This is a genomic window from Streptomyces sp. IBSNAI002 (assembly GCF_052244475.1).
Classification (GTDB): Bacteria; Actinomycetota; Actinomycetes; order Streptomycetales; family Streptomycetaceae; genus Streptomyces.
On record NZ_JBQPXG010000002.1, the window covers coordinates 6,177,674 to 6,202,029 of the forward strand.

A 24,356-nucleotide genomic window follows, 5' to 3' on the forward strand; every position below is an offset into this window, starting at 1 on the left:
ACACGCTCGAAAGGCGCCCTCGTGTCCATCGGCAACGCCAACTCCCCCGAAGAAGAGCGGCCTTCGACCGACGACCGGTCCGAGGACCGCATCGTCGAACGTTCCGCCGAAGCTCCTTCCATCGGGACGGCTCTCAAGAAGGCCCGGATCGCCGCCGGGCTCACCGTCGACGAGGTCAGCTCCACCACCCGCGTGCGCATCCCGATCGTGCACGCGATCGAAGAGGACGACTTCACGCGCTGCGGCGGCGACGTCTACGCCCGCGGCCACATCCGTACGCTCGCCCGCGCCGTCAACCTCGATCCGGCACCCCTGATCGAGAGCTACGACGCGGCCCACGGCGGCCGGCCGGCACCCACCCCCGCCGCGCCGATGTTCGAGGCCGAGCGCCTCCGTCCCGAGCGGCAGCGGCCCAACTGGACCGCCGCCATGGTCGCCGCCATCGTCGCCGTGATCGGTTTCGTGGGCTTCACCGCCTTCAGCGGCGGCGACGAGAAGACCAAGAAGCCGGTGGCGGAAGGTTCCGCCGCCCCGAAGCCGGCTCCCAAGCAGAGCGGCGGCAAGCCGGCCGCGCAGCCCCAGCAGACCCCGCAGGCTCCCAAGCCGGAGCCTTCCGACAGTGCGATCGCCGCCGCGCCCAAGGACCTCGTCACGGTCGTCCTGACGGCCGACACCGGCGAGAGCTGGATCTCGGCCAAGGACCACACCGGCCGGCTGCTCTTCGACGGAACCCTCACCCAGGGTCAGTCCAAGACCTTCACGGACAAGGAGTCCGTCGACCTCGTGCTCGGCGACGCCGGGGCCGTGAAGCTCTTCGTGAACGGCAAGGAGATCAAGGACGACTTCCAGCCGGGCCAGGTGGAACGTCTCACATACACCAAGGGGGACCCCCTTGAGGCACAGCCCCAGGCGGGCTGACCCGAGGCCGCCCTAGGGCGGAACGCTTTGATCCGGATCCCCGGGGAGCTGCGCGGCACCTGCCGCAGCACCCCGGGGATCTTGCTGTGGGGGGCGTGAGGCGGGTGCCGCCGCCGGGACGAAGTAGTCTTGAGTCCATGCCCGAACGCCGTACCGTCGCCCTTGTCACTCTTGGCTGCGCCCGTAACGAGGTGGACTCGGAGGAGCTCGCAGGCCGCTTGGCGGCGGATGGCTGGGAGCTCGTCGAGGACGCCGCCGACGCGGACGTAGCCGTCGTCAACACCTGCGGCTTCGTCGAAGCCGCCAAAAAGGACTCCGTAGACGCCCTGCTCGAAGCCAATGATCTGAAGGATCACGGCAAGACGCAGGCCGTCGTCGCCGTCGGCTGTATGGCCGAGCGCTACGGCAAGGAGCTCGCCGAAGCGCTCCCCGAGGCGGACGGTGTGCTCGGGTTCGACGACTACGCCGACATCTCGGACCGCCTGCAGACCATCCTCAACGGCGGCATCCACGCCTCCCACACCCCGCGCGACCGGCGCAAGCTGCTGCCGATCAGCCCGGCGCAGCGCCAGGCCGCCGAGGTGGCCCTCCCGGGCCACGCGCAGGCGGCGCCCGCCGAGGAGCCGGCCGAGGCCCCCGCCGACCTGCCGGACGGGCTCGCGCCCGCCTCCGGGCCGCGCGCCCCGCTGCGCCGCCGCCTGGACAAGAGCCCCGTCGCCTCGGTCAAGCTGGCCTCCGGCTGCGACCGGCGCTGCTCCTTCTGCGCCATCCCGTCCTTCCGCGGCTCCTTCATCTCCCGCCGCCCCAGCGATGTGCTCGGTGAGACCCGCTGGCTCGCGGAGCAGGGCGTCAAGGAGATCATGCTGGTCTCCGAGAACAACACCTCGTACGGCAAGGACCTCGGCGACATCCGCCTGCTGGAGACCCTGCTGCCCGAGCTGGCCGAGGTCGACGGCATCGAGCGCGTCCGCGTGAGCTACCTCCAGCCCGCCGAGATGCGGCCCGGCCTGATCGACGTACTGACCTCGACCCCCAAGGTCGTGCCGTACTTCGACCTGTCCTTCCAGCACTCGGCCCCCGACGTGCTGCGCTCCATGCGCCGCTTCGGTGACACCGACCGGTTCCTGGAGCTGCTCGACACCATCCGTTCCAAGGCCCCGCAGGCCGGCGTGCGGTCCAACTTCATCGTCGGCTTCCCCGGCGAGAAGGAGTCGGACTTCGCCGAGCTGGAGCGTTTCCTCACCCACGCGCGCCTCGACGCCATCGGCGTCTTCGGCTACTCCGACGAGGACGGCACCGAGGCCGTCACGTACGACGGCAAGCTGGACGAGGAGACCATCGCCGAGCGGCTCGCCCACATGCAGCGGCTCGCCGAGGAGCTCACCTCGCAGCGCGCGGAGGAGCGGATCGGAGAGACGCTGGAGGTGCTCGTCGAGACCGTCGTCCCGCTCGACGAGGCGGAGGACGGCGAGGGCGCCTACGGGCGCGCCGCCCACCAGGCACCCGAGACCGACGGGCAGGTCGTCTTCACGGACGGCGCCGGTCTGGTCCCCGGGCGTATCGTCACGGCGAAGGTGGTCGGCACCCTGGGTGTCGACCTGGTGGCCGAGCCCCTGGGCGCGGATCTTGAGGAGGCGGCCGGATGACCGGAGTCCCGGCATCTGCGGCGGGCGGGACCGGCCGCCGGCCCGCGCCCGGCGCGAAGCTGGGAGCCGCGGCGGTCAATCAGGCCAGCCTGTGGAACATCGCCAACATCCTGACGATGATCCGGCTCGTGCTGGTGCCGGGCTTCGTCTTCCTGCTGCTCGCCGAGGGCGGGTACGACCCGGCGTGGCGGGCCTGGGCGTGGGCGGCGTTCGCCGTCGCCATGATCACGGACATCTTCGACGGGCACCTGGCCCGTACGTACAACCTGGTCACCGACTTCGGCAAGATCGCCGACCCCATCGCCGACAAGGCGATCATGGGGTCGGCGCTGATCTGCCTCTCGTGGCTGGGCGACCTGCCGTGGTGGGTGACCGGGGTGATCCTCGGCCGCGAGCTCGGCATCACGCTCCTGCGCTTCTGGGTGATCCGCTACGGAGTGATTCCGGCCAGCCGGGGCGGCAAGCTGAAGACCCTGGCGCAGGGCACGGCCGTGGGCATGTACGTGCTCGCGCTGACCGGACCGCTGGCGACCTTGCGCTTCTGGGTGATGACCGTCGCCGTCGTGCTGACCGTGGTCACCGGTTTGGACTACATCCGGCAGGCGGTCGTCCTGCGCCGCAAGGGCATCGAGGCGGAGCGGGCCGCCAGGTGACGGAGACGGCGGGGGATCCTCCGGAGGCGGCGGACGCGTCCGGAGCGGCCCACGGGGCCCGGGTGGCCGCAGAGGTGTTGCGGCTGCTCGCGGAGCGTGACCAGACGCTCGCCGTGGCCGAATCCCTGACCGGCGGCCTGGTGGCCGCCGAGATCACCGCCGTTCCCGGAGCCTCGCGGTCCTTCCGCGGCTCGGTCACGGCGTACGCCACGGAGCTCAAGCACCGGGTGCTGGGCGTGGACGCCGCGCTGCTGGCGGCCGAAGGCGCGGTGAACGCGCAGGTCGCGGCCGAGATGGCGGCCGGAGTACGGGGCGTGATGGGCGCTTCGTGGGGAATCGCGACCACCGGAGTGGCCGGCCCCGACCCGCAGGACGGGCAGCCGGTGGGCACCGTTTTCGTCGCCATGTCGGGTCCGGACGTCAGGAAAACGGCCCGGCTGAGGTTGAACGGCTCCCGTGCGGAAATTCGTAGGGAGAGTGCACGGACAGTGCTCGAACTTCTCTCAAGCCAACTCCGTGAGAATGCGCGGGGGCAGGATACGGAACAGAACGGGGGGATTTGATGTTTGCAGCCCTGAGTGAACACGACATCGCTCCCCGCACGGCCGCGGCGCGAGGCGGTACGGTGGGGCGTGAAGGATGCGGCTACACGGTCAGAGGAGGGAGCCACCGATGATTCTGCTCCGTCGCCTGCTGGGTGACGTGCTGCGTCGGCAGCGCCAGCGCCAGGGCCGTACTCTGCGCGAAGTCTCCTCGTCGGCCCGAGTTTCGCTCGGCTATCTCTCCGAGGTGGAGCGGGGGCAGAAGGAGGCATCCTCCGAGCTGCTCTCCGCGATCTGCGACGCGTTGGACGTACGGATGTCCGAGCTGATGCGCGAAGTCAGTGACGAACTGTCGCTGGCCGAGCTGGCACAGTCGGCCGCGGCAAGCGAACCGGTGAGCGTACCGGTCCGCCCGATGCTCAATTCGGTCTCCATGGCTTCGGTCACGGCCGGACCGGAGCGGGTGACCATCAAGGCGCCTGCGGAAGCGGTGAATGTCGTAGCCGCGTGAGCGAGCACGTGAGCGTGTGAGTGTGGCCGGAGCCCCGGCCGGTGCCCAAGGCACCGGCCGGGGCTCCCGGCCGTTGTGGGGCCGCGCCGTGCCGTGTGCGGGCCGTTCCGGGTGCGGGCGGCGGGCGGCGGGCGGGTGCGGGCCGTTCTGGGTGCGGGCCGGGGGCGGGTGAGGGAGGATGGTGCGGTCCGGGCTCCGGCCCCTTGGAGGTAGCCGTGCGGCCGTTGCTGACAGCCTTCGCGTTGGCGGTGGGCGTGCTGTGGTGGTGGGCCGTGCTGCGGCTGGCCCTGGCCCCGGCGGAGTCCGGGCCGGTGGAGGGTGCGGTGGCCGTCGGGGGCTGGGGACTGGGGCTGCTCCCGGTGCACTGCGTTCCCGGCCCGGTGCGGCGCAAGGCCGCCGGGGCGGCAGGCCCTACCAGGGCATCGACACTCCACCGTTCGGGCGCAGGATCTGGCCCGTCATGAAGGACGAGGCGTCCGAGGCCAGGTAGAGCACGGCCTGGGCGATGTCCTCGGGCTCGCCGGCCCGGCGCAGTGGGGACATGCGGACCATCACCGCCTCGGTCTGGTCCTGGACCTCGGTGCCGTGCCGGCCGGTCATCGGGGTGCGGATCCAGCCCGGGGCGACGGCGTTGACCCGTATGCCGTGCGGTCCGGCCTCGGTGGCGAGCGTCTTGGTCAGCTGGACCACGGCGGCCTTGGCCGCGCTGTAGCAGAGCAGGCCGGACTGGGCGGCGTCCACGGCCCCGGAGGCCATCGTGACGATCGAGCCGGGACGGCCCGCCGCGATCATGGAGCGGGCGGCTTCCTGGCAGGTGCGCAGGACCCCCTTGAAGTTGATGTCCAGGATCCGGTCGAGGTCCTCGTCGGCGGTCTCCAGGACGCTGCTGGTGTGCATGACCCCGGCGATGGCCGCGGCGATGTCGAGCGGGCCGGCGGCGGAGACCGCGGCCTTCAGGGCGGTCCGGTCGGTGACGTCGAGGGCGTGGACGGTGGCGGCGCCGCCGGCCTTGGCCACGAGGGCGGCCGTCTCGGCGAGCCCCTGTTCGTCGCGGTCCGCGCAGTGCACGTGTGCGCCCTCCCCGGCGAGCAGGACGGCGGTGGCGCGGCCGATGCCGCTCGCCGCGCCGGTGATCAGGGCGGTGCGGCCGGTGAGGTCGTACGAGGCTGTGGGCATGCCGGGACCGTACGAGCGGATCTGACGGCCCGTCAACTAGCTGGTCGGGCCGGATTGGCACCGGGGGCACCAGTAGGTGGGGCGGCCGTCCTGCGGGGCTTCGCGGACCGGGGTGCCGCAGCGCAGGCAGGGGCGGTGGGTGCGGCCGTACACGAAGAGGTCCTGGCCCCGGCGGTGGCTGCCGGTGGTGTTGCGGGGGCCGGTCCGGTCGCCGGTGTTCGCGGCCAGCAGGCGGTGGGCGGCGGCGGCGAGGCGGGGCAGCCTGGCCTGCGGGAGCGCGCCGACCGGGGTCCAGGGGGTGACCCCGGCGAGGAAGCAGAGCTCGGCCTTGTAGATGTTGCCGACCCCGGCGAGGTTGCGCTGGTCGAGCAGGGCCTCGCCGAGCGGGCGGCCGGGGGCGGCGAGGAGGTTGGCGGCGGCCCGGTCCGGATCCCAGTCCGGGCCGAGCAGGTCGGGGCCGAGGTGGCCCACGGCCCGGTCCTCGTCGGCGGTGCGGATCAGTTCCAGGACGGGCAGGCGGTAGCCGACGGCGGTGTCGTCGGCGGTGCCGAGGACCGCGCGGATCTCGTACGAGGGCCCGCCGTGCCACTTCGCGCCCGCGGGGAAGACGTGCCAGGCGCCGTCCATGCGCAGGTGGCTGTGCAGGGTGAGGCCGCCCTCGAAGCGGGCGAGGAGGTGCTTGCCGCGCGGGGTGACGTCGAGGGTGGTGCGGCCGGTGAGGTCGGCCGTGGCGAAGCGGGGGACGCGCAGGTCGCTGCGGGTGAGGGGCTAGCCGGCGAGGGCACGGTGGAGGCGGGCCGCGGCGCGGTGGACGCTGTCTCCTTCGGGCATGGGGCCATTGTCCCGCCGGGGGCGGGCGCGGATCCCGCATGCCCGCGCCCGGCACGAGCCCCTCGGCCGTTCAGTTGCGCAGCCGTAGCCCCCTCGGGGTGGCGTGGAACCCGGCTTCCTCCAGGGACCGGCCCAGCGGCGAGGTCAGGGACGGGGACGCGTTGATCCGCTCCACGGTCAGGGCCGGGAGCGTGCCCGCGCGGGCGGCCGCGGCCAGCGCCCCGACGGCCGCCTCCAGACGGGGATCGCCCGCCTCCGGCCAGGCGAGGAGGGTCTTGCCGCCGCGCTCCAGGTACAGGGTGAGCTCGCCGTCGACCAGGACCACCAGGGAGCCCGCCTTGCGGCCCGGCTTGTGCGTGGCCCCGGCCGGGGGCTCCGGCCAGGGCAGCGCCGCGCCGTACGCGTTCGCCGGATCCGCGGCCGCCAGGACCACCGCCGCCAGCGGGGGCGGGGTCCGCTCGGCGGCCCGCAGCCGGTCCACCGCGCCGTCCATCGCGAACTGGGCCGCGCCGAGCCCCTCGACCACATAGCCCCGGCGGGCCTGGCCGCTGTCCTCGAACGCCGACAGGACGCGGTAGACCGCGCTGAACCCGCCCTCCACGCCCTCCGCGGCGACCGCGCCCCGGGTCACCACCCCGTGCCGGTCCAGCAGGGTCCTGGCGAGCGCGTGGGCCCGGTGCGTCGGGTCGGGGGCCTGGGACGGCAGGAGGGACCAGCGGCCCGAGACCGTGGGCGGGCCCGTACGGGACACGGTCGCGCTGAGCGTGCCGTACCGCCCGCGCGGGACCGTGCGCCGGGCCCGGTGGGCCGTCGAACCCGCCGTGCGGCCCGAGCCGAGCAGGGCCCGCAGCGGGCCCAGGGTGTCATTGGTGAGCCGGCCCGACCAGGCCAGGTCCCACACCGCCTCCGACAGCGCGACGTCGGAGGTCTCCGGGACCGCGGCCCGCACGGACTCGGCGATCTGGCGGAAGAACAGGCCGTACCCGCCCGAGAGGCACTCCAGCACCGCCTGGTGGAGCGGTCCGAGCTCCAGGGGGTGCGGCGGGGGCAGCAGCAGCGGAGCCGCGTCCGCCAGGTACAGGGAGACCCAGCCGTCCTTGCCCGGGAGGGCTCCGGCGCCCGCCCAGACCACCTCGCCCGCCGTGGTCAGCTCGTCCAGCAGGCCGGGGGAGTAGCCGCTGACCCGGGACGGGAGGATCAGGCGCTCCAGAGCCGAGGCCGGGACCGGGGCCCCCTGGAGCTGCTCCACGGCCCGGGCCAGGCCGTCGATGCCGCGCAGGGCGCCGCCCAGGTGCTGCCACTGCGGCAGGAACGTGGCCAGCGAGGCCGGCGGGACCGGCTCCAGCTCCTGGCGCAGCGCCGCCAGCGACCGGCGGCGGAGCCTGCGCAGCACCGTCGCGTCGCACCACTCCTGGCCGATGCCCGCCGGATGGAACTCGCCCTCGACCACCCGCCCGGCCGCCGCCAGCCGGTGCAGGGCGCCCTCGGTGACCGCCGGGCCCAGTCCGAAGCGGGCGGCGACGGCGGCCGTGGTGAACGGCCCGTGGGTGCGGGCGTACCGGGCGAGCAGGTCCCCCAGCGGATCCTTGACCGGCTCGGTGAAGGCCTCCGGGACGCCGACGGGCAGCGCCGTGCCCAGGGCGTCGCGCAGCCGGCCCGCGTCCTCGATCGCCGCCCAGTGGTCCGCACCGCCGATCCGGACCCGGATGGCCCGGCGCGCCGCGGCCAGCCCGGCCGCCCAGTCGGGCGACGCCCCGCGCCCGGCGAGCTCGGTCTCGGTCAGCGGGCCCAGCAGGCGCAGCAGGTCGGCCACCGACTCGGCGTCCTTGGCGCGCCGGTCCTCGGTGAGCCACTGCAGCTCCCGCTCCAGCTCCTCCAGGACCTCCGCGTCGAGCAGTTCGCGCAGCTCCGCCTGGCCCAGCAGCTCGGCCAGCAGCCGGGAGTCCAGCGACAGCGCGGCCGCCCTGCGCTCGGCCAGGGGCGAGTCGCCCTCGTAGAGGAACTGGGCGACGTAGCCGAACAGGAGGGAACGGGCGAACGGCGAGGGCTCGGGGGTGGTGACCTCGACCAGGCGGACCCGGCGGGCCTCGATGTCGCCCATCAGCTCCGTGAGGCCGGGCACGTCGAAGACGTCCTGGAGGCATTCGCGCACGGCTTCCAGCACGATCGGGAACGAGCCGAACTCCGAGGCCACCTGGAGCAGTTGCGAGGCGCGCTGGCGCTGCTGCCACAGCGGGGTGCGCTTGCCGGGGCTGCGCCGCGGCAGCAGCAGGGCGCGGGCCGCGCACTCGCGGAACCGGGAGGCGAACAGAGCCGAGCCGCCGACCTGGTCGGTCACCAGCTGGGTGACGTCACCCCGGTCGAAGGCGACGTCGGCCGCGCCGAGCGGGGCCTGCTCGTCGTCGAACTCGAACGGCGCCGGTGCGGTGGGGTCGTGGTCCAGCAGGTCCATCGAGAGCAGGTCGGCGTCCGGCAGGCGCAGCACGATCCCGTCGTCGGCGTGCATGACCTGCGCGTCCATGCCGTACTTCTCGGCGAGCCGGGCGCCCAGCGCCAGCGCCCACGGCGCGTGCACCTGGGCGCCGAACGGGGAGTGGACGACGACCCGCCAGTCGCCGAGCTCGTCGCGGAACCGCTCGACCACGATGGTCCGGTCGTCGGGCACGTGACCGCAGGCCTCGCGCTGCTCGGCGAGGTACGCCAGCACGTTCTCCGCGGCCCACGCGTCCAGCCCGGCCGCCAGCAGCCGCAGCCGGGCGCCCTCGTCGCCCAGGCCGCTCAGCTCGCGGAGGAACGCGCCGACCGCGCGCCCCAGTTCGAGCGGGCGGCCGAGCTGGTCGCCCTTCCAGAACGGCAGCCGGCCCGGCACGCCGGGCGCCGGGGTCACCAGGACCCGGTCCCGGGTGATGTCCTCGATCCGCCACGAGGTGGTGCCGAGGGTGAACACGTCCCCCACCCGGGACTCGTAGACCATCTCCTCGTCGAGCTCCCCGACCCGGCCGCCGCCCTTCTTGGGGTCGGATCCGGCGAGGAACACACCGAAGAGGCCGCGGTCGGGGATGGTGCCGCCGGAGGTGACCGCGAGGCGCTGGGCGCCCGGCCGGCCGGTGACCGTCCCGGCCACGCGGTCCCACACCACCCGCGGTCTGAGCTCCGCGAACGCGTCCGAGGGGTAGCGGCCCGCCAGCATGTCCAGCACCGCCGTGAACGCCGATTCCGGCAGCGCGGCGAAGGGCGCCGCCCGGCGGACCAGCGCGAGCAGGTCGTCCAGCTGCCAGGTGTCCATCGCCACCATCGCGACCAGCTGCTGCGCCAGGACGTCCAGGGGGTTCGACGGGACGCGCAGGGACTCGATGGAACCGGTGCGCATCCGCTCGGTGACCACGGCCGCCTGCACCAGGTCGCCCCGGTACTTGGGGAAGACCACCCCGGTGGAGACCGCCCCCACCTGGTGCCCGGCGCGGCCCACCCGCTGGAGCCCGGAGGCCACCGAGGGCGGGGACTCCACCTGCACCACCAGGTCCACCGCGCCCATGTCGATGCCCAGCTCCAGGCTGGAGGTGGCGACCACGGCGGGCAGCCGGCCCGCCTTCAGATCCTCTTCCACGAGCGCCCGCTGCTCCTTGGACACCGAGCCGTGGTGCGCGCGGGCCATGAGCGGGGGCGCGCCGAGGGCGGCGCCGGACTGGGCCATCACCTCCGCCGGGGGAGCGCCCTCGGGGAGCCGCTCGCCCAAGGCGCGCTCGTACGCGATCTCGTTGAGCCGGTTGCACAGCCGCTCGGCCAGGCGCCGGGAGTTGGCGAACACGATCGTGGAGCGGTGCGCCTGCACCAGATCCGCGATCCGCTCCTCCACATGCGGCCAGATGGACGGCTTGTCCCCGCCCTCGCGGCCCTCGGTGGCCGGGGAGCCCCCCAACTCGCCCATGTCCTGCACCGGGACGACCACCGACAGGTCGAACTCCTTGGCCGACGGCGGCTGCACGATCTCCACCCGGCCGCGCGGCGTGAGGTACTGGGCCACCTCGTCCACCGGCCGGACCGTCGCCGACAGCCCGATCCGGCGCGCCGGGCGCGGCAGCAGCTCGTCCAGCCGCTCCAGGGACAGGGCGAGGTGGGCGCCGCGCTTGGTCCCGGCCACGGCGTGCACCTCGTCCAGGATCACGGTCTCGATCCCCGCCAGGGCGTCCCGGGCGGCCGAGGTCAGCATCAGGAACAGCGACTCGGGCGTGGTGATGAGGATGTCCGGCGGGCGGGTGGCCAGCGCCCGGCGCTCGGCGGGCGGGGTGTCGCCCGAGCGGATCCCGACCCGGATCTCCGGCTCGGGCAGGCCGAGGCGTACGGACTCCTGCCGGATCCCCGTCAGCGGACTGCGCAGGTTGCGCTCCACGTCCACGGCCAGGGCCTTCAGCGGCGACACGTACAGCACGCGGCAGCGCTTCCTCGCCTCGGCCGGGGGCGGGGAAGAGGCCAGCCGGTCCAGGGCGGCCAGGAAGGCGGCCAGCGTCTTGCCCGAACCGGTGGGCGCCACCACCAGCACGTCGGAGCCCTGCCCGATCGCCCGCCAGGCACCCTCCTGCGCGGAGGTGGGCGTACGGAAGGCCCCCGTGAACCAGGAGCGGGTCGCGGGGGAGAACGAGGCGAGCGCGGAGCCGGACATGCCCCCATCGTGCACCCCGGCACTGACAACGGGCCGGACCTGCGCGAACGCCCCTCGCCCGACGGGCGCAGAATGGGGTGATGGGGACGGACGAGGGGCGCCGGGAATGGGCCCGGCACTGGCAGTACCCGGAACTGCCCGGGCTGGACCTGCTGCGCGCCCACTACGTACGCCACACCTTCCCGCGCCACGCCCACGACGGATACGTCATCGCGGCCGTCACCGGCGGCATCGAGGAGATCGGCCTGCCGGGCGGCACCGTACGGGCCGGGCCGGGCAGCGTGGTCCTGATCAACCCCGAGGTGGCGCACACCGCGCGCGCCGGGGTTCCCGAGGGCTGGGCCTACGCCACCCTCTACCCCTCCCGCGGCCTGATCACCGAGGTCGCCGCCGAGATCGGCACGCTGCGCGGGACTCCGGGGTTCACCGCCGACATGGTCGCCGACGCGCAGGGCTCCCGGGTGATCGCCGAGGTGCACCGGGCAGCCGAGGCCGGGAACGCACTGGCCGCCGACACGCTGCTGCGGGGCGTGGTGGCGCGGATGCTCAGCCGCCACGCGGGCCCGCTGCCCGCCCGTACGGCTCGCCGCGCGGGCGCCGCCGACGCCGAACGGGCCCGGGCCGTGCTGGAGGAGCGGATGGCCGATCCGCCGTCGCTGGAGCAGCTCGCGGCCGAGCTGGGGACGAGCCCGTTCGCCCTGCTGAGGGCCTTCCGGGAGCGGTTCGGGATGCCGCCGCACACCTGGCTGACCGACGCCCGGGTCCGGCGGGCGCGCCGGCTGCTCGACGCGGGGACCCCGCCCGCGGAAGCGGCCGTCACCGTCGGCTTCAGCGACCAGCCGCACCTGAACCGGCACTTCACCCGGATCGTCGGGGTCCCGCCGGGCGCGTACCGGCGGGGGCGGGCGGCGGGCCGGGCCTGAGGGCGCGGGTCCCCGGGCGCGCGCAAGAACGTACAAGACCGCCGGTCCGGACCCCGCATAGCTTCGGGGCGTGGGAGAACAGCGGATGATCACAGAGGACGAGACGCGGGAGGACCCGGGGGGATCCGGGCGGCCGCGCGCAGCCGTCGTGCGCGACGCTCTCGGGGTGGGGGTGGCCGTCGGACTGTCCGGGTTCGCGTTCGGCGTCACCGCCGCGGGAGCCGGCGTCAGCGTCCTTCAGGCGTGCGTGCTGAGCCTGCTCGTCTTCACCGGCGCCTCGCAGTTCGCGCTGGTCGGGGCGCTGGCGGCCGGCGGCAACCCGTTCACCGCCGCCGCCGGGGCCTTCTTCCTCGGGACGCGCAACGCCTTCTACGGGCTGCGGCTGTCCCAGTTGCTCGCACTGCCGCGCGCCGTCCGGCCACTCGCCGCGCACTGGGTGATCGACGAGACCACCGCCGTCGCGCTCGCGCAGCCGGACCGCAGGTCCGCCCGGCTCGGCTTCACCGTCACCGGGCTCACCCTCTACGTCCTGTGGAACCTCACGACCCTGCTCGGCGCGCTCGGGGCGGAGGCCATCGGCGACACCGCCGCGTGGGGTCTGGACGCCGCCGGGCCCGCCGTGTTCCTCGCCCTCCTCGCGCCGATGCTCAAGACCGGCACCGAGCGGGCCGTCGCCGCCCTCGCGCTCGTCCTCGGGCTGGCCTTCCTGCCCGTGCTGCCCGCCGGGGTGCCCGTCCTGATCGCCGCGCTCGCCGCGCCCGCCGTGCTGTGGATGAAGGGACGCCGCTCATGACCGTCTGGATCGCCATCGGACTGACCGTCGTCGGCTGCTACGCCGTCAAGCTCGCCGGACTGCTCGTGCCCGCCGGGGTCCTGGAACGGCCGCTCGTGCGCCGGCTGGCCGCCCTGCTGCCCGTGGCGCTGCTCGCGGCGCTCACCGCCCAGCAGACCTTCAGCACCGGCAGCGCGCTCGTCGTCGACGCCCGGGCCGCCGGGCTCGCGGCCGCCGGGCTCGCCCTGCTGCTGCGCGCGCCCTTCCTGCTCGTGGTCGCGGCCGCCGTCGTCGTCACCGCGGGGGTACGGGCCCTCGGGGGCTGACCCCGGCCGGCAGGCGCCCGTACGCGCGCAGCGTCAGCAGGGCCTCCAGCGTGGCGATCGGCCGCCGCTCCAGCGAGCTGCCCGGCGCCCAGGCCCGGCGGCGCACCGGCCAGCCGCCGTCCGCCTGCTGCTCGGCGGCCAGGAAGTCCAGCGCCCGGGCCATCTCCCGGTCGGTGAACCAGCTCCGGGCCGGTGACTCCGGGCGGCGCGCGAAGTCGTACGCGTACAGGTGCTCGCCCGGCGCGTAGCCGGGGGGCAGCGGGTGCTGCGAGCGGCGCCACGGGTCGAGGACCACGAGGTCCTGCTCGCGCACCAGCCGCCCCAGGCGGTCCGCGGCCGCCGTGGCCCGGGCCCGGTCGGGGGCGCCGTCGAGGAAGGCCACCGCGCTCTGGACCTCGTACGGATGCGAGTGGCGCAGGTTCTCGATCCGGTCCCAGCAGAAGTCCGTGGCCCGGAAGAGCCAGGCGTGCCAGACCCGGTTGCGGTGCAGCAGGCCGACGACCGGGCCCGTGGTCAGCAGCTCGCCCGGGGGGTCGTCGTACGCCGGGTGGTACGGGGCGGCCGGGTAGCCGCGCGGGGCCGGCGAGACCACCGGGAGGGCGCCCTCGGCGGTGGAGACCCCGGTCAGGTGGCGGCAGAGCCGCTCGATGCGCTGCCCGGCGCAGCGGCCGAGGCTGTCCAGCACGCGCAGGGCGTGCGCGGTGTGCAGGGGGTGGCTGAGCGGACCGCGCAGATCCGGATCGAGGGCGTGCCCGTAGCCGCCGTCGCCGTTGAGGTAGGAGCCGAGGGCGGTGTCCACCGGGTCGGCGTCTCCTCCGAGGAAGTGGAACGCGAACCGCCGCTGCTCCAGCACGCGCGCCGTGAGCCAGATGAACTGCTCGGCGCGGGCCAGCGGGGTCGGCGCGGAAGCTTCGTCTCCAGACATGCGTGCAACGTAGGACGCGGCACGGCGCCGGGGAGGGCCGAACGCGGCCGGTGCACTCTCCCGGGGCGGGATACTGGAGGCATGCGGTTGACGATTTTCTGGGAGCGGATGGCCGAGCACTTCGGAGCGGGGTACGCCGACTCCTTCGCGCGGGACCACGTCATGGCGGAGCTGGGCGGCCGGACGGTCCACCAGGCGCTGGACGCCGGCTGGGAGGCCAAGGACGTGTGGCGCGCGGTCTGTTCGGCGGTGGACGTGCCGGCCTCGCTGCGCTGACGCCCGGCTGGGACGGGGAGCCACGCGCCGCGCGCGTGGGCACCGCTTCGTGGTGCGGGCCGCCGGTGGGACAGACTTGGCAGTGTGGCAGCCAGTGATGAGACGACACCCGATCAGCCCGCAGACGCCCACGGCGTGACGCAGCCGCCGCCGGCCGAGCCCGCCTCGCAGGCCGAGCCCGCCGGCTCCGGAATACCGCCCGTCGGCCCCACCGGGACGGCCGGGGCCGCGCCCGCCGGCGGCGCCGGGACGACCGGGTCCGGGAGCCCGCCGGCCGCCGCGCCCCCCGGCCGGGACGAGGCGCGGATGCCGCGCTGGCTGCCGCGCGCCGTGATCCTCGTACTGGCCCTCGTCGCCTGCTTCCAGCTCGGCAGCTGGGCCTTCCACCAGTTGATCGGGCTGCTCGTCAACATCCTGATCGCGTTCTTCCTCGCGCTCGCGATCGAACCCGCGGTGTCGCGGATGGCGGCCCGCGGCATGCGCCGCGGGATCGCCACCTTCCTGGTGTTCCTCGCGGTCTTCATCGCGGCCGCGGGCTTCCTCACGCTGCTCGGCTCGATGCTCGCCGGGCAGATCATCGAGATGGTGGAAGGCTTCCCGGGCTATCTCGACCGGGTGATCAACTCGATCAATCACACCTTCCACACCGACCTGTCCCGGCTGGAGATCCAGGACAGCATGCTGCGCTCCGACTGGCTGCGGAAGTACGTGCAGAACAGCGCGACCGGCGTGCTCGACGTGTCCGCCACCGTGCTCGGCGGACTGTTCAAGCTGCTGACGATCGGACTGTTCTCGTTCTACTTCGCCGCCGACGGCCCGCGGCTGCGGCGCGCCCTGTGCTCCGTACTGCCGCCCGCCAAGCAGGCCGAGGTGCTGCGCGCCTGGGAGATCGCCGTCGCCAAGACGGGCGGCTACCTCTACTCGCGCGGACTGATGGCGCTGATCTCCGGGATCGCGCACTACATCCTGCTGGTGATCCTCGGGGTGCCGTACGCGCCCGCGCTCGCCGTGTGGGTGGGGCTGGTCTCCCAGTTCATCCCCACCATCGGCACCTATCTCGCGGGCGCGCTGCCGATCCTGATCGCCTTCGCCGTCGACCCCTGGTACGCGCTGTACGTCCTCGGGTTCGTTGTCGTCTACCAGCAGTTCGAGAACTACGTCCTGCAGCCGAAGCTGACCTCGAAGACCGTGGACATCCATCCGGCGGTCGCCTTCGGATCGGTCGTCGCGGGCACCGCCCTCCTGGGCGCGGTCGGGGCGCTCATCGCGATCCCGGCCATCGCCACGCTCCAGGCCTTCCTTGGCGCGTACGTCAAGAAGTACGAGCTGACGCGGGACGCCGACGCCTCTACTTCCCGGCCTCGCCGCCGAGTACGGCTGCCAAGGCTTCGGTGACGGCGGCCTCGACGGCGTCCTTGTCCGCCCCGAGGCCGCTCAGCAGGCCCTCGCCGTGCTCCAGCTCCAGGAGCGCGAGGAGCAGGTGCTCCGTGCCCACGTAGCCGTGGCCCAGGCGCAGGGCTTCGCGGAAGGTGAGCTCCAGGGCCTTCTTGGCGGAGGCGTCGAAGGGGACGAGGTCGGGGACGTCGGCCGCCGCCGGGGGCAGGGCGGCGGTGGCCGCGGCGCGTACGGCGTCGGCCGCGACCCCCTGGGCGGTCAGGGCGAGCGCCGCGAGGCCCTCGGGCTCGGAGAGCAGGCCGAGGACGAGGTGCTCGGTGCGGATCTCGGTGTTGCCGGCGGCGCGGGCCTCGTTCTGCGCGACCACCACGACGTTGCGGGCGCGGGGGGTGAACCGGCCGAAGCCCTGGCTGGGGTCGAGGCTGGGTTCGCCCTCCTTGTCGGCCTTGGGCACGAAGCGCTTCTGGGCGGCCTGCCGGGTGACTCCCATGCTGCGGCCGATGTCGGTCCAGGAGGCGCCGGAGCGGCGGGCCTGGTCCACGAAGTGGCCGATGAGGTGGTCGGCGACGTCACCCAGGGCCTCGGCGGCGACGACGGCGCCGCTGAGCTGTTCCAGGGTGTCCGTGTGGACCTTCTTGATGGCCTCGATGAGGTCGTCGAGGCGTACCGGATTGGTCATGCGAACTGGTTCCACGGAAGGGTTCGTCATGGGCGCAACCGTAGGTTGACAGTCGGCGGACTGTCAACCCGTGGTTGTCAATCGGGAGGGGTGTGGCGTGACCGCTACGGCGAGGCCGGGACGCCGCGCAGGTCGAGCCGCATCAGGACGCGGGGGTGGCCGGCCAGTACGGAGGAGGTGTCGGCGGCGTGGGTGAAGCCGGCGCGCTCGAAGTTCTTCCGGAGCCCGGCGTACGCCATCGTCAGGTCGACCTCGGCGCCGCCGTTGTCGAGCGGGTAGGCCTCGACCGCCGGTGCGCCGTGGGCGCGGGCGAACTCGACCGCGCCGGCGATCAGGGCGTGCGAGATCCCCTGCTTGCGGTGGCCCGGGCGGACGCGGACGCACCACAGGGACCAGACCGGCAGGTCGTCGACGTGCGGGATCCTGCGGCTGTGCGCGAAGGAGGTGTCCGCGCGCGGCGCGACGGCGGCCCAGCCGACGGGCTCGTCGCCGTCGTAGGCGATCACGCCCGGCGGGGGCTCGCCGCGGCACAGCCCGGCGACGTACTCGCCGCGGGCCGGTCCGCGGAGCTCGTTGTTGAGCGCGGAGGGGATCCGGTAGCTCAGGCACCAGCAGACGTTGGCCCCGGGTGACTTCGGGCCGACCAGGGTCCGGACGTCCCCGAAGACCGACGCCGGGCGCACTTCGAGGGCCATGGCCGCCCCCTTCCCGCGGCCGTCCGACCGCATGTCCACGATGGCACGCCCGCCCCCGGCGCTGCGGCCGGCCGCCCGGGCCGGGTGGCGGCGTGGTGCGCTTGACAGGGAAATCGAACATCCATTCTGATGAGTTATCCACAGCCGTACCGGTCGTGGAGGCGCATTGTCAGTGGCAGGCATTAGCGTCAATGGCGTGAAGCGATCGACTCAAGCAAACCGGGTGGAACCCATGGCAGGCACCGACCGCGAGAAGGCTCTCGACGCCGCGCTCGCACAGATTGAACGGCAATTCGGCAAGGGTGCGGTCATGCGCCTCGGCGACAAGCCGAACGACCCCATCGAGGTCATCCCCACCGGGTCGACCGCGCTGGACATCGCCCTCGGCGTGGGCGGGCTGCCCCGCGGCCGCGTGATCGAGGTGTACGGGCCGGAGTCCTCCGGCAAGACGACCCTGACCCTGCACGCCGTGGCCAACGCGCAGAAGGCCGGCGGCACCGTCGCCTTCGTGGACGCCGAGCACGCGCTCGACCCCGAGTACGCGAAGGCCCTCGGCGTCGACACCGACAACCTCATCCTGTCGCAGCCGGACACCGGCGAGCAGGCGCTGGAGATCGTGGACATGCTGGTCCGCTCCGGTGCCCTCGACCTGATCGTCATCGACTCCGTGGCGGCCCTGGTGCCGCGCGCCGAGATCGAGGGCGAGATGGGCGACTCGCACGTGGGTCTCCAGGCCCGTCTGATGAGCCAGGCGCTCCGGAAGATCACCGGTGCGCTCAACCAGTCCAAGACCACCGCGATCTTCATCAACCAGCTCCGCGAGAAGATCGGTGTGATGTTCGGCTCGCCGGAGACCACCACCGGTGGCCGCGCGCTGAAGTTCTACGCCTCCGTGCGCCTCGACATCCGCCGCATCGAGACCCTGAAGGACGGCACCGACGCGGTCGGCAACCGCACCCGCGTCAAGGTCGTCAAGAACAAGGTCGCGCCCCCGTTCAAGCAGGCCGAGTTCGACATCCTCTACGGCCAGGGCATCAGCCGCGAGGGCGGCCTGATCGACATGGGCGTGGAGCACGGCTTCGTGCGCAAGGCCGGCGCCTGGTACACGTACGAGGGCGACCAGCTCGGCCAGGGCAAGGAGAACGCCCGCAACTTCCTGAAGGACAACCCGGATCTCGCCAACGAGATCGAGCGGAAGATCAAGGAGAAGCTGGGCGTGGGAGTCCGCAAGGACGCCGCCGCGGACGACGCCGCAGCCGCCGCGCCCGCCGAGGCCGCGGCTGTGCCCGCGCCCGCCACGAAGGCGAAGACGACGGCCAAGGCCGCCGCGGCCAAGAGCTGACCCGTGCGGGAGCAGGAAGGGGGCGGCAGGAGCAGGCGCGGTCGTGAGGACCGCCAGGAACTGCCGCCCCAGAGCCCCGAGGAGCAGGCGCGGGCGATCTGCCTGCGCCTGCTCACGGGGAGCCCGCGCACCCGGCGCCAGCTCGCGGACGCCCTGGACAAGCGGGGCATCCCCGAGGAGGTGTCGCAGCAGGTCCTCTCCCGGTACGAGGAGGTGGGCCTGATCGACGACGCCGCGTTCGCCGGGGCCTGGGTCGAGTCCCGGCACCGCGGCCGGGGCCTGGCCCGCCGCGCCCTCGCGCAGGAGCTGCGGACCAAGGGGGTGCACGCCACCCTCGTGGCCGACGCCCTGGAACTGCTGGACTCCGAGCAGGAGGAGGAGACCGCCCGCGAGCTCGTGGAGCGCAAGCTCCGCGCCACCCGGGGCCTCGAGCGCGACAAGCGGATCAGGCGCCTCGCCGGGATGCTCGCCCGCAAGGGGTACCCGGAGGGCATGGCCCTGCGGGTGGTCCGCCGTGCCCTGGAGGCGGAGGGCGAGGACGCCGACGACCTGGAGCCCCCGGGCTAGCGGGTGTCTGACGAGGGTTCGGTCACCGGCAGGCCCGCCGACTTCCAGGCCTGGAAGCCGCCCGTCAGGTCCGTCGCGCGGTGGAGGCCCAAGGCGTGCAGGGAGACCGCGGCGAGGCTGGAGGCGTAGCCCTCGTTGCAGATCACCACCACCTGGAGGTCATGGCTGTCGGCCTCGGGGGCGCGGTGGCTGCCCTGGGGGTCCAGGCGCCACTCCAGTTCGTTGCGCTCCACCACCAGCGCGCCCGGGATCAGGCCGTCGCGGTCCCGCAGCGCCTGGTAGCGGATGTCCACCAGGAGGGCTCCGGCGCGCGAGGCCTCGTACGCCTCCCGGGGGCCGACCCGGGTGAATCCCGCGCGGACCCGCTCCAGCAGCTCGTCGATGCCGGTCGGGGCGCTCACTGCCAGTCCGCCGGACGCTCGACGTGCTCCAGGCTGAGCACCGGGCCGCTACGGCTGTAGCGCCGGATCAGCGGCAGCGGCGGGTAGTACGCGTGCACCGAGACCGCGTGCCCGGCCCCGGACGCGTTGAGCACCTCGTGCACGTGGTGCTCCCCGAAGGCCCGCCCGGTACCCGCGTCCAGACTCCGGCTGCGGTCCAGTCCGGGAGCCAGCTCCAGCGACTGCCAGCCCTCCGCGGGCAGGCGTACGGCCAGCGAGTGCTCGGTCAGCCGGCCCCGTGCCGTGGCGAACGCCCCCCGCGACTCGGCGTGGTCGTGCCAGCCCGTGCCCGTCCCCGGAGGCCAGCCGATCAGCCACGCCTCACTGCCGCCCGGCCCGTCCAGCCGGATCCAGGTGCGGCCCTCGGGGTCGAGCGGCAGCGAGGAGACGATCTCGGGGTCGGCGGCGGTGCGCAGGGCGAAGGCGAGGAGTTCGGCGGCCGTGGGGCCGCCGCCCCGTACGGACTCGGGGGCGTGCGCGGGTGCGGACAGCGTGGACTGCGCGGAGGGTGCGGACATGAAGGGGACCGTTCCTGGGTTCGCGGAATGCGCGCAGGCCGGTGACGGCACGGGGCGCGCGGAGGGAAGGGCGAATCAGCAGGAAGGGCGACACACGCAGCCCGCGTAGCGGAGCAGGTCCATATGGACCCTCCGCCACAGGCGTACGTCATTGCCGGTCATGTCCGCGAGTGAACCACGAGGGCCGCGAGCCGGTCAATCGATCACCACGATCGGCGGCGTGGCGGCCGAAGGCGCCGGCACCCGGGACGCGGGCGCGCCCGCCCGGACCGCGTCCGCCGCCTCGTACAGCTCCGCCGGACGCACCCCCGCGAACGTGGCGGCCAGATGCCCGTCCGGCCGGACCAGGAGCACGGTGTGCGCGGGGGCCCCGGGATAGCCGTCCGCGACGAGCAGATCGGTACGGACGGGCAGTGCGCTGACCGCCGCCGCGAGGCGGGGCATCAGCCCGGCGCCGAGCCAGTGGCGCCGGTCCCAGACCCCGGTGCCCGGCGCGACCAGGACCACCAGCAGCCGGCCCTGCCCCAGCAGGTCGCGCAGCGGCACGGTCGACCCGTCGGGCGCCGTCACCGGTACGTTCGCCACCGGACCGCCCGGCTCCGTGGCCGTCGGGACCTCCCGTACGGCCAGCGGCGGGGCGTACGACGGAGCCGCACCCAGCGGCCCCCGCCCCAGATGGCCGTCGGTCAGCAGGGACTCGGCGGACCGGGCGGAGCCGGGCAGGTACGTGCGCAGGGCGCCCCCGGCCCGCAGCGCCGGCATCGCCTGGTCGGCGGCGCGCAGCCGTGCGGCGACCGCCGTGCGCCGCTCGCCCTCGTAACTGTCGAGCAGCGCCTCGGACGCGCCCTGGTGCCAGGCCAGGGACAGCTTCCACGCGAGGTTCTCCGCGTCCCGGAGCCCCTCCTCGACCCCCTGCGTGCCCAGCGCGCCCAGCAGGTGGGCGGCGTCCCCGGCGAGGAAGGCGCGCCCGTCGCGCCAGCGGCGCGCGAGACGGTGGTGCAGCGTGTGGACCCCGGTGTCGAGGAGGTCGTACGGGGGAGTCGTACCTCCGCACCAGGCCGCCAGGGTGTCCCGTACGAGGGTCACCAGCGTGTCGGGGGTGACGAGCTCACCGCGGGCCGGAAGCAGCCAGTCCAGCCGCCACACCCCGTCGGGCAGCGGCCGGGAGGTGACCTCCTGCGGCGGGCTGCGGTCCAGCAAGGCCTCGCCCGGCCAGGGCAGTTCGGTGCGCAGGGCGGCCACGGCGTGCCGCTCCACGGCGGTGCGGCCCGGGAAGCGGATGCCGAGCAGCTTGCGCACGGTGGAGCGGGCACCGTCGCAGCCGACGAGGTAACTCCCGCGCCACCACGTGGTCTCGGCGCCCTGCGTGTGCGCGGTGACCCCGTGGTCGTCCTGCTCCACCGAGTCCAGCCGGCTGTCACTGACCAGCTGCACGAGCGGGTGCGCGCCCGCGGCCGCGCGCAGCCCGCGCGCCAGGGCGTGCTGCGGCAGGTGCAGGGGGGCGGGGCCGTCGTCGAAGGTGATCCGCTGGGCGGGCCGGCTGCGCCGCATGGTGCGCCAGGCGGCGAAGCAGGCCCCCTCGTCGCGCAGCGTCGCACAGCCCAGCCGGTGCGCCATGGCCGCCGTGTCGGCGTGCAGGACGACGGTCCGGGCCGGACGGGGTTCGTCCTTGCCGGGTCCTTCGTCGAGCACGACAGAGGGCACGCCCTGGCCGGCCAGGGCGAGGGACAGGGACAGTCCGACGGGCCCCGCGCCGACGACGATCACCGGGTCCATGGCGCGGCTCCCGATGTCCGGTATGTGATCACAGAACGTATGCAACCCACTGGAGGTGCCTGCGTCAAGTGACGCCGGTCGCGACAACGCCGTGTGGTGCGGCGGAAAGAGTTCCGCCGCACCACACGGGCTACGCACTATGACTGACCCTGTGTCAGGCCGTAGGGGGCTTCCGGACCCGGAAGCGGGTTCGGCTCAGCCGCCCGCGCTGTTGGCGCCGGTGGCCATGTCGTTGACGTCGCTCGCGCCGACGACCGCGCCGGTGCCCTTCTTCGACCTCCGCAGCCGGGCCTCGAGCCAGGAGGCGAACGAGGTGAGGGCGAAGTTCACGACGATGTAGATCAGCGCGATCACCACGAGGGTCGCGATGGTGTTGCTGTAGTTCGCGGAGATCTGCCGGTTCATCGACAGGAGCTCGCCGAGGCCGAGCAGGGAGCCGCCGAGCGCGGTGTCCTTGAGGATCACCACGAGCTGGCTGACCAGGGCGGGGAGCATCGCCGTGACGGCCTGCGGGACCAGCACGTAGGCCATCGTCTGGCCCTTGCGCATGCCGATCGCCTTGGCCGCGTCGGTCTGACCGCGGGGCAGGGACAGCACGCCCGCCCGGACGATCTCGGCGATGACGGCGGCGTTGTAGAGGACCAGGCCGGTGACCACGGCGTAGAGCGGCCGGTGCTCCGAGGGGATGTCGGTGAACTGCACGTACAGCTGGCTGCCGAACACCATCAGGATCAGGACCGGGATGGCGCGGAAGAACTCGACGACCGCGCCGACCGGCCCCCGCACCCACGCGTGGTCGGACAGCCGGCCGATGCCCAGCAGGGCACCCAGGGGGAGCGCGATCACCATGGCGATCGCGCCGGCCTTCAGGGTCTCCAGCAGGCCGGGGATCAGGAAGGTGGTCCAGATCTGGCCGTCGGTGACGAAGGGGGTCCACTTCTCGGCGTCGAGCTGGCCCTTCTCGGCCATGAGGGACAGCGCCCACCACAGGGCGAGACCGAACAGCACGACGAAGATGCCGCTGTACAGCCAGTTGCGTGCCTTGGCCCTGGGGCCCGGGGTGTCGTACAGCACGGAGGTCATCGCTTCACCGCCACTCGCTTGGCCACCCAGCCCAGCAGCAGGCCGGTGGGCAGGGTCAGCAGGACGAAGCCGAGGGCGAAGACCCCGAAGACGGCGAAGAGCGCGTCCGCCTCGTTCTCGATCATTTCCTTCATCAGCAGGGCCGCTTCGGCCACGCCGATGGTCGCCGCCACCGTGGTGTTCTTGGTGAGGGCGATGAGTACGTTGGTGAGCGGTGCCACGACCGCCCGGAAGGCCTGGGGGAGCACGATCAGGGTGAGCACCTGGAAGAAGCTCAGCCCCAGTGCGCGGGCCGCTTCGGCCTGGCCGACGGGCACGGTGTTGATGCCCGAGCGGATCGCCTCGCACACGAAGGTTCCGGTGTAGGCCGTCAGTCCGAGGACCGCGAGCCGGAAACCCGTCTCCTTGAAGGTGTCGCCGCCCAGCTCGATGCCGAGGGTCTGGCTCAGGCCCAGCGAGCAGGCGATGATCAGCACGGTCAGCGGCGTGTTGCGCACCAGGTTGACGTATGCGGTACCGAAGCCCCGCAACAGCGGGACCGGGCTGACCCGCATCCCGGCCAGGGCGGTGCCCCAGATCAGGGACCCGGCCGCCGAGTAGAGGGTGAGCTGAACCGTCACCCAGAAGGCTCCGAGCACGTCGTACTGCCCGGAATCAAGAAAATCGAACACGATGCCCTGCGCTCTCCCCAGGATGGCCGGTGAGGTGCGGCGCCGCCCGTGACAGGCGGGCGGCGACGCCCCTCACCGATGAATCAGCTGCCTTCGGTGATCTGCGGAGCAGGCTCGTTCTTGTAGTTGGCCGGGCCGAAGTTCTTCTGCACGGCCGCCTCCCAGGCGCCGTCCGCGACCATCTTCTTCAGAGCGGCGTTGACCTTGGTCTGAAGGTCCTTGTCGCCCTTCTTCAGGCCGATGCCGTAGGGCTCGTTGCTCAGGCTCAGCCCGACCAGCTTGAACTTGCCCTTGTTCTTGTCCTGCGCCGCGTAGCCCGCCAGGATCGAGTTGTCCGTGGTCAGGGCGTCGACCTTCTTGTTCTCCAGACCGGTCAGGCAGTCGGAGTAGCCACCCTGCTCGAGCAGGTCGGCCTCGGGCGCCAGCTTGGTCTTGACGTTCTGCGCCGACGTGGAACCGGTGACCGAGCAGAGCTTCTTCTTGTTCAGCTCCTCGGCCTTGGTGATCGAGGTCTCGTCGGCGCGGACCAGCAGGTCCTGGTGCGCGAGGAAGTACGGGCCGGCGAAGTCGACCTTCTCCTTGCGCTTGTCGTTGATCGTGTAGCTCGCGACGACCAGCTTCACGTCGCCGTTGGAGATCAGGTTCTCGCGCTCGGCGCTGACCGCCTGCTTCCACTCGATCTGGTCCGGCTGGTAGCCCAGCTCCTTGGCCACGTACGTCGCGACGTCGACGTCGAAGCCCGTGTACTTGCCGTCAGGGGTCTTGAGGCCCAGGCCCGGCTGGTCGAACTTGATGCCGATGACGATCTTGTCCTTCTTGGCATCACCGGACGCATTGCCGTCGGCGGAGCCCTTGTCGCTGCCGCCGCCACAGGCGGTAGCGGTCAGGGCGAGAGCGACGGCCGCGGCCGCGGCCGCAACGGCCTTGGAGATCTTCATGGTGAACTTCCCTCGGATGAGACGTTGTTGAACGACGAGCGACGCGTACGGCCGCACACGCGCGGGCAGCGCGAACCGCCCGCCGGTGGTCCG

25 protein-coding genes and 1 pseudogene are annotated in these 24,356 nt (G+C 73.3%); 13 read left to right on the top strand and 13 right to left on the bottom strand.

The genetic code is table 11. From position 1 onward, the window contains the following. Window positions 1–21: 21 nt before the first annotated feature. From ACTVZO_RS29705 to ACTVZO_RS29730, 6 genes are all read left to right on the top strand, one after another. On the top strand, window positions 22–918 hold the full coding sequence (locus ACTVZO_RS29705; protein WP_443301239.1) for a RodZ domain-containing protein: 897 nt from the start codon (window positions 22–24) through the stop codon (window positions 916–918). Window positions 919–1,055: 137 nt separating this feature from the next. Continuing rightward, on the top strand, window positions 1,056–2,564 hold the full coding sequence (rimO, locus tag ACTVZO_RS29710) for a 30S ribosomal protein S12 methylthiotransferase RimO (RefSeq protein ID WP_443301240.1): 1,509 nt from the start codon (window positions 1,056–1,058) through the stop codon (window positions 2,562–2,564). After that, window positions 2,561–3,217: a CDP-diacylglycerol--glycerol-3-phosphate 3-phosphatidyltransferase gene (pgsA, locus tag ACTVZO_RS29715; protein ID WP_443301241.1), complete on the top strand. Its 657-nt coding sequence runs from the start codon at window positions 2,561–2,563 to the stop codon at window positions 3,215–3,217. Before rimO ends, pgsA begins: the two co-directional genes overlap by 4 nt. A gap of 62 nt (window positions 3,218–3,279) precedes the next feature. Further along, window positions 3,280–3,780, top strand: coding sequence for a CinA family protein (locus tag ACTVZO_RS29720; RefSeq protein WP_443303305.1), 501 nt, complete (start codon window positions 3,280–3,282; stop codon window positions 3,778–3,780). Between the two features lie 109 nt (window positions 3,781–3,889). Then, window positions 3,890–4,270, top strand: coding sequence for a helix-turn-helix domain-containing protein (locus tag ACTVZO_RS29725; RefSeq protein ID WP_069922226.1), 381 nt, complete (start codon window positions 3,890–3,892; stop codon window positions 4,268–4,270). Window positions 4,271–4,485: 215 nt separating this feature from the next. Next, window positions 4,486–4,734, top strand: a complete 249-nt coding sequence (locus ACTVZO_RS29730) for a hypothetical protein (protein ID WP_443301242.1) — start codon at window positions 4,486–4,488, stop codon at window positions 4,732–4,734. Here ACTVZO_RS29730 and ACTVZO_RS29735 read toward each other — a convergent pair. The 3 genes and pseudogenes from ACTVZO_RS29735 to ACTVZO_RS29745 form a co-directional block, all read right to left on the bottom strand. After that, complete coding sequence (locus tag ACTVZO_RS29735; RefSeq protein ID WP_443301243.1) at window positions 4,682–5,446, bottom strand: SDR family NAD(P)-dependent oxidoreductase; 765 nt, start codon at window positions 5,444–5,446, stop codon at window positions 4,682–4,684. The two genes, ACTVZO_RS29730 and ACTVZO_RS29735, sit on opposite strands and share 53 nt — an antisense overlap. Window positions 5,447–5,482: 36 nt before the next feature. Next, a pseudogene (locus ACTVZO_RS29740) lies at window positions 5,483–6,277 on the bottom strand (Fpg/Nei family DNA glycosylase). Between the two features lie 70 nt (window positions 6,278–6,347). Next, window positions 6,348–10,937: an ATP-dependent helicase gene (locus ACTVZO_RS29745; RefSeq protein ID WP_443301244.1), complete on the bottom strand. Its 4,590-nt coding sequence runs from the start codon at window positions 10,935–10,937 to the stop codon at window positions 6,348–6,350. Window positions 10,938–11,017: 80 nt separating this feature from the next. Here ACTVZO_RS29745 and ACTVZO_RS29750 point away from each other — a divergent pair, with 80 nt between their 5' ends. The 3 genes from ACTVZO_RS29750 to ACTVZO_RS29760 all read left to right on the top strand — a co-directional run bounded on the left by ACTVZO_RS29750 (window position 11,018) and on the right by ACTVZO_RS29760 (window position 12,958). Next, a complete protein-coding gene (locus ACTVZO_RS29750) occupies window positions 11,018–11,860 on the top strand; it encodes an AraC family transcriptional regulator (protein ID WP_443301245.1) in 843 nt (280 codons plus the stop codon). An 85-nt stretch (window positions 11,861–11,945) separates the two neighbouring features. After that, complete coding sequence (locus ACTVZO_RS29755) at window positions 11,946–12,653, top strand: AzlC family ABC transporter permease (protein ID WP_443301246.1); 708 nt, start codon at window positions 11,946–11,948, stop codon at window positions 12,651–12,653. Beyond that, window positions 12,650–12,958, top strand: coding sequence for an AzlD domain-containing protein (locus ACTVZO_RS29760; RefSeq protein WP_443301247.1), 309 nt, complete (start codon window positions 12,650–12,652; stop codon window positions 12,956–12,958). Before ACTVZO_RS29755 ends, ACTVZO_RS29760 begins: the two co-directional genes overlap by 4 nt. Here the strand turns inward: ACTVZO_RS29760 and ACTVZO_RS29765 are convergent. Next, window positions 12,927–13,883, bottom strand: coding sequence for a hypothetical protein (locus ACTVZO_RS29765; RefSeq protein WP_443301248.1), 957 nt, complete (start codon window positions 13,881–13,883; stop codon window positions 12,927–12,929). The two genes, ACTVZO_RS29760 and ACTVZO_RS29765, sit on opposite strands and share 32 nt — an antisense overlap. 81 nt (window positions 13,884–13,964) lie before the next feature. Between ACTVZO_RS29765 and ACTVZO_RS29770 the strand changes: the two genes are divergently transcribed. Both ACTVZO_RS29770 and ACTVZO_RS29775 read left to right on the top strand, forming a co-directional pair. Beyond that, window positions 13,965–14,159 carry a DUF3046 domain-containing protein gene (locus ACTVZO_RS29770; protein WP_384215959.1) on the top strand — a complete coding sequence of 65 codons (195 nt, stop codon included), beginning with the start codon at window positions 13,965–13,967 and terminating at the stop codon, window positions 14,157–14,159. Between the two features lie 306 nt (window positions 14,160–14,465). Beyond that, on the top strand, window positions 14,466–15,554 hold the full coding sequence (locus ACTVZO_RS29775; RefSeq protein ID WP_443303306.1) for an AI-2E family transporter: 1,089 nt from the start codon (window positions 14,466–14,468) through the stop codon (window positions 15,552–15,554). On the opposite strand, the gene ACTVZO_RS29780 is transcribed toward ACTVZO_RS29775, so the two are convergent. Both ACTVZO_RS29780 and ACTVZO_RS29785 read right to left on the bottom strand, forming a co-directional pair. Beyond that, on the bottom strand, window positions 15,508–16,263 hold the full coding sequence (locus tag ACTVZO_RS29780) for a Clp protease N-terminal domain-containing protein (RefSeq protein ID WP_443301249.1): 756 nt from the start codon (window positions 16,261–16,263) through the stop codon (window positions 15,508–15,510). The two genes, ACTVZO_RS29775 and ACTVZO_RS29780, sit on opposite strands and share 47 nt — an antisense overlap. A 74-nt stretch (window positions 16,264–16,337) precedes the next feature. Then, entirely contained in the window at window positions 16,338–16,928 is a 591-nt protein-coding gene (locus ACTVZO_RS29785) for a GNAT family N-acetyltransferase (RefSeq protein ID WP_443301250.1), read from the bottom strand. A gap of 232 nt (window positions 16,929–17,160) precedes the next feature. Between ACTVZO_RS29785 and recA the strand changes: the two genes are divergently transcribed. After that, window positions 17,161–18,270, top strand: coding sequence for a recombinase RecA (recA, locus tag ACTVZO_RS29790; RefSeq protein ID WP_443301251.1), 1,110 nt, complete (start codon window positions 17,161–17,163; stop codon window positions 18,268–18,270). A gap of 3 nt (window positions 18,271–18,273) precedes the next feature. Next, a complete protein-coding gene (gene recX / locus ACTVZO_RS29795; RefSeq protein ID WP_443301252.1) occupies window positions 18,274–18,837 on the top strand; it encodes a recombination regulator RecX in 564 nt (187 codons plus the stop codon). On the opposite strand, the gene ACTVZO_RS29800 is transcribed toward recX, so the two are convergent. The 7 genes from ACTVZO_RS29800 to ACTVZO_RS29830 form a co-directional block, all read right to left on the bottom strand. Further along, on the bottom strand, window positions 18,834–19,238 hold the full coding sequence (locus ACTVZO_RS29800; protein WP_443301253.1) for a rhodanese-like domain-containing protein: 405 nt from the start codon (window positions 19,236–19,238) through the stop codon (window positions 18,834–18,836). The genes recX and ACTVZO_RS29800 overlap by 4 nt on opposite strands. Then, entirely contained in the window at window positions 19,235–19,795 is a 561-nt protein-coding gene (locus tag ACTVZO_RS29805; protein ID WP_443301254.1) for a cysteine dioxygenase, read from the bottom strand. The genes ACTVZO_RS29800 and ACTVZO_RS29805 overlap by 4 nt, the downstream gene beginning before the upstream one ends. 75 nt (window positions 19,796–19,870) lie before the next feature. Then, window positions 19,871–19,957, bottom strand: a complete 87-nt coding sequence (locus tag ACTVZO_RS29810; protein WP_311318651.1) for a putative leader peptide — start codon at window positions 19,955–19,957, stop codon at window positions 19,871–19,873. 33 nt (window positions 19,958–19,990) lie between these two features. Continuing rightward, window positions 19,991–21,571 carry an FAD-dependent monooxygenase gene (locus ACTVZO_RS29815; protein ID WP_443301255.1) on the bottom strand — a complete coding sequence of 527 codons (1,581 nt, stop codon included), beginning with the start codon at window positions 21,569–21,571 and terminating at the stop codon, window positions 19,991–19,993. Between the two features lie 195 nt (window positions 21,572–21,766). Next, window positions 21,767–22,654, bottom strand: coding sequence for an amino acid ABC transporter permease (locus ACTVZO_RS29820; RefSeq protein WP_443301256.1), 888 nt, complete (start codon window positions 22,652–22,654; stop codon window positions 21,767–21,769). Then, window positions 22,651–23,325 (bottom strand): amino acid ABC transporter permease, encoded by a 675-nt coding sequence (locus ACTVZO_RS29825; protein WP_443301257.1) that lies wholly within the window; start codon window positions 23,323–23,325, stop codon window positions 22,651–22,653. The genes ACTVZO_RS29820 and ACTVZO_RS29825 overlap by 4 nt, the downstream gene beginning before the upstream one ends. Before the next feature lie 83 nt (window positions 23,326–23,408). Next, window positions 23,409–24,263, bottom strand: a complete 855-nt coding sequence (locus ACTVZO_RS29830) for a glutamate ABC transporter substrate-binding protein (RefSeq protein WP_443301258.1) — start codon at window positions 24,261–24,263, stop codon at window positions 23,409–23,411. Between the last annotated feature and the right edge of the window lie 93 nt (window positions 24,264–24,356).

Bases quoted from the DNA above. Each gene is read 5' to 3' on its own strand.
- rimO (WP_443301240.1), top strand. From the start codon at position 1,056: ATGCCCGAACGCCGTACCGTCGCCCTTGTCACTCTTGGCTGCGCCCGT.
- pgsA (WP_443301241.1), top strand. From the start codon at position 2,561: ATGACCGGAGTCCCGGCATCTGCGGCGGGCGGGACCGGCCGCCGGCCC.
- ACTVZO_RS29725 (WP_069922226.1), top strand. From the start codon at position 3,890: ATGATTCTGCTCCGTCGCCTGCTGGGTGACGTGCTGCGTCGGCAGCGC.
- ACTVZO_RS29735 (WP_443301243.1), bottom strand. From the start codon at position 5,446: ATGCCCACAGCCTCGTACGACCTCACCGGCCGCACCGCCCTGATCACC.
- ACTVZO_RS29745 (WP_443301244.1), bottom strand. From the start codon at position 10,937: ATGTCCGGCTCCGCGCTCGCCTCGTTCTCCCCCGCGACCCGCTCCTGG.
- ACTVZO_RS29750 (WP_443301245.1), top strand. From the start codon at position 11,018: ATGGGGACGGACGAGGGGCGCCGGGAATGGGCCCGGCACTGGCAGTAC.
- ACTVZO_RS29755 (WP_443301246.1), top strand. From the start codon at position 11,946: ATGATCACAGAGGACGAGACGCGGGAGGACCCGGGGGGATCCGGGCGG.
- ACTVZO_RS29760 (WP_443301247.1), top strand. From the start codon at position 12,650: ATGACCGTCTGGATCGCCATCGGACTGACCGTCGTCGGCTGCTACGCC.
- ACTVZO_RS29765 (WP_443301248.1), bottom strand. From the start codon at position 13,883: ATGTCTGGAGACGAAGCTTCCGCGCCGACCCCGCTGGCCCGCGCCGAG.
- ACTVZO_RS29770 (WP_384215959.1), top strand. From the start codon at position 13,965: ATGCGGTTGACGATTTTCTGGGAGCGGATGGCCGAGCACTTCGGAGCG.
- ACTVZO_RS29775 (WP_443303306.1), top strand. From the start codon at position 14,466: ATGCCGCGCTGGCTGCCGCGCGCCGTGATCCTCGTACTGGCCCTCGTC.
- ACTVZO_RS29780 (WP_443301249.1), bottom strand. From the start codon at position 16,263: ATGACGAACCCTTCCGTGGAACCAGTTCGCATGACCAATCCGGTACGC.
- ACTVZO_RS29785 (WP_443301250.1), bottom strand. From the start codon at position 16,928: ATGGCCCTCGAAGTGCGCCCGGCGTCGGTCTTCGGGGACGTCCGGACC.
- recA (WP_443301251.1), top strand. From the start codon at position 17,161: ATGGCAGGCACCGACCGCGAGAAGGCTCTCGACGCCGCGCTCGCACAG.
- ACTVZO_RS29805 (WP_443301254.1), bottom strand. From the start codon at position 19,795: ATGTCCGCACCCTCCGCGCAGTCCACGCTGTCCGCACCCGCGCACGCC.
- ACTVZO_RS29810 (WP_311318651.1), bottom strand. From the start codon at position 19,957: ATGACCGGCAATGACGTACGCCTGTGGCGGAGGGTCCATATGGACCTG.
- ACTVZO_RS29815 (WP_443301255.1), bottom strand. From the start codon at position 21,571: ATGGACCCGGTGATCGTCGTCGGCGCGGGGCCCGTCGGACTGTCCCTG.
- ACTVZO_RS29820 (WP_443301256.1), bottom strand. From the start codon at position 22,654: ATGACCTCCGTGCTGTACGACACCCCGGGCCCCAGGGCCAAGGCACGC.
- ACTVZO_RS29830 (WP_443301258.1), bottom strand. From the start codon at position 24,263: ATGAAGATCTCCAAGGCCGTTGCGGCCGCGGCCGCGGCCGTCGCTCTC.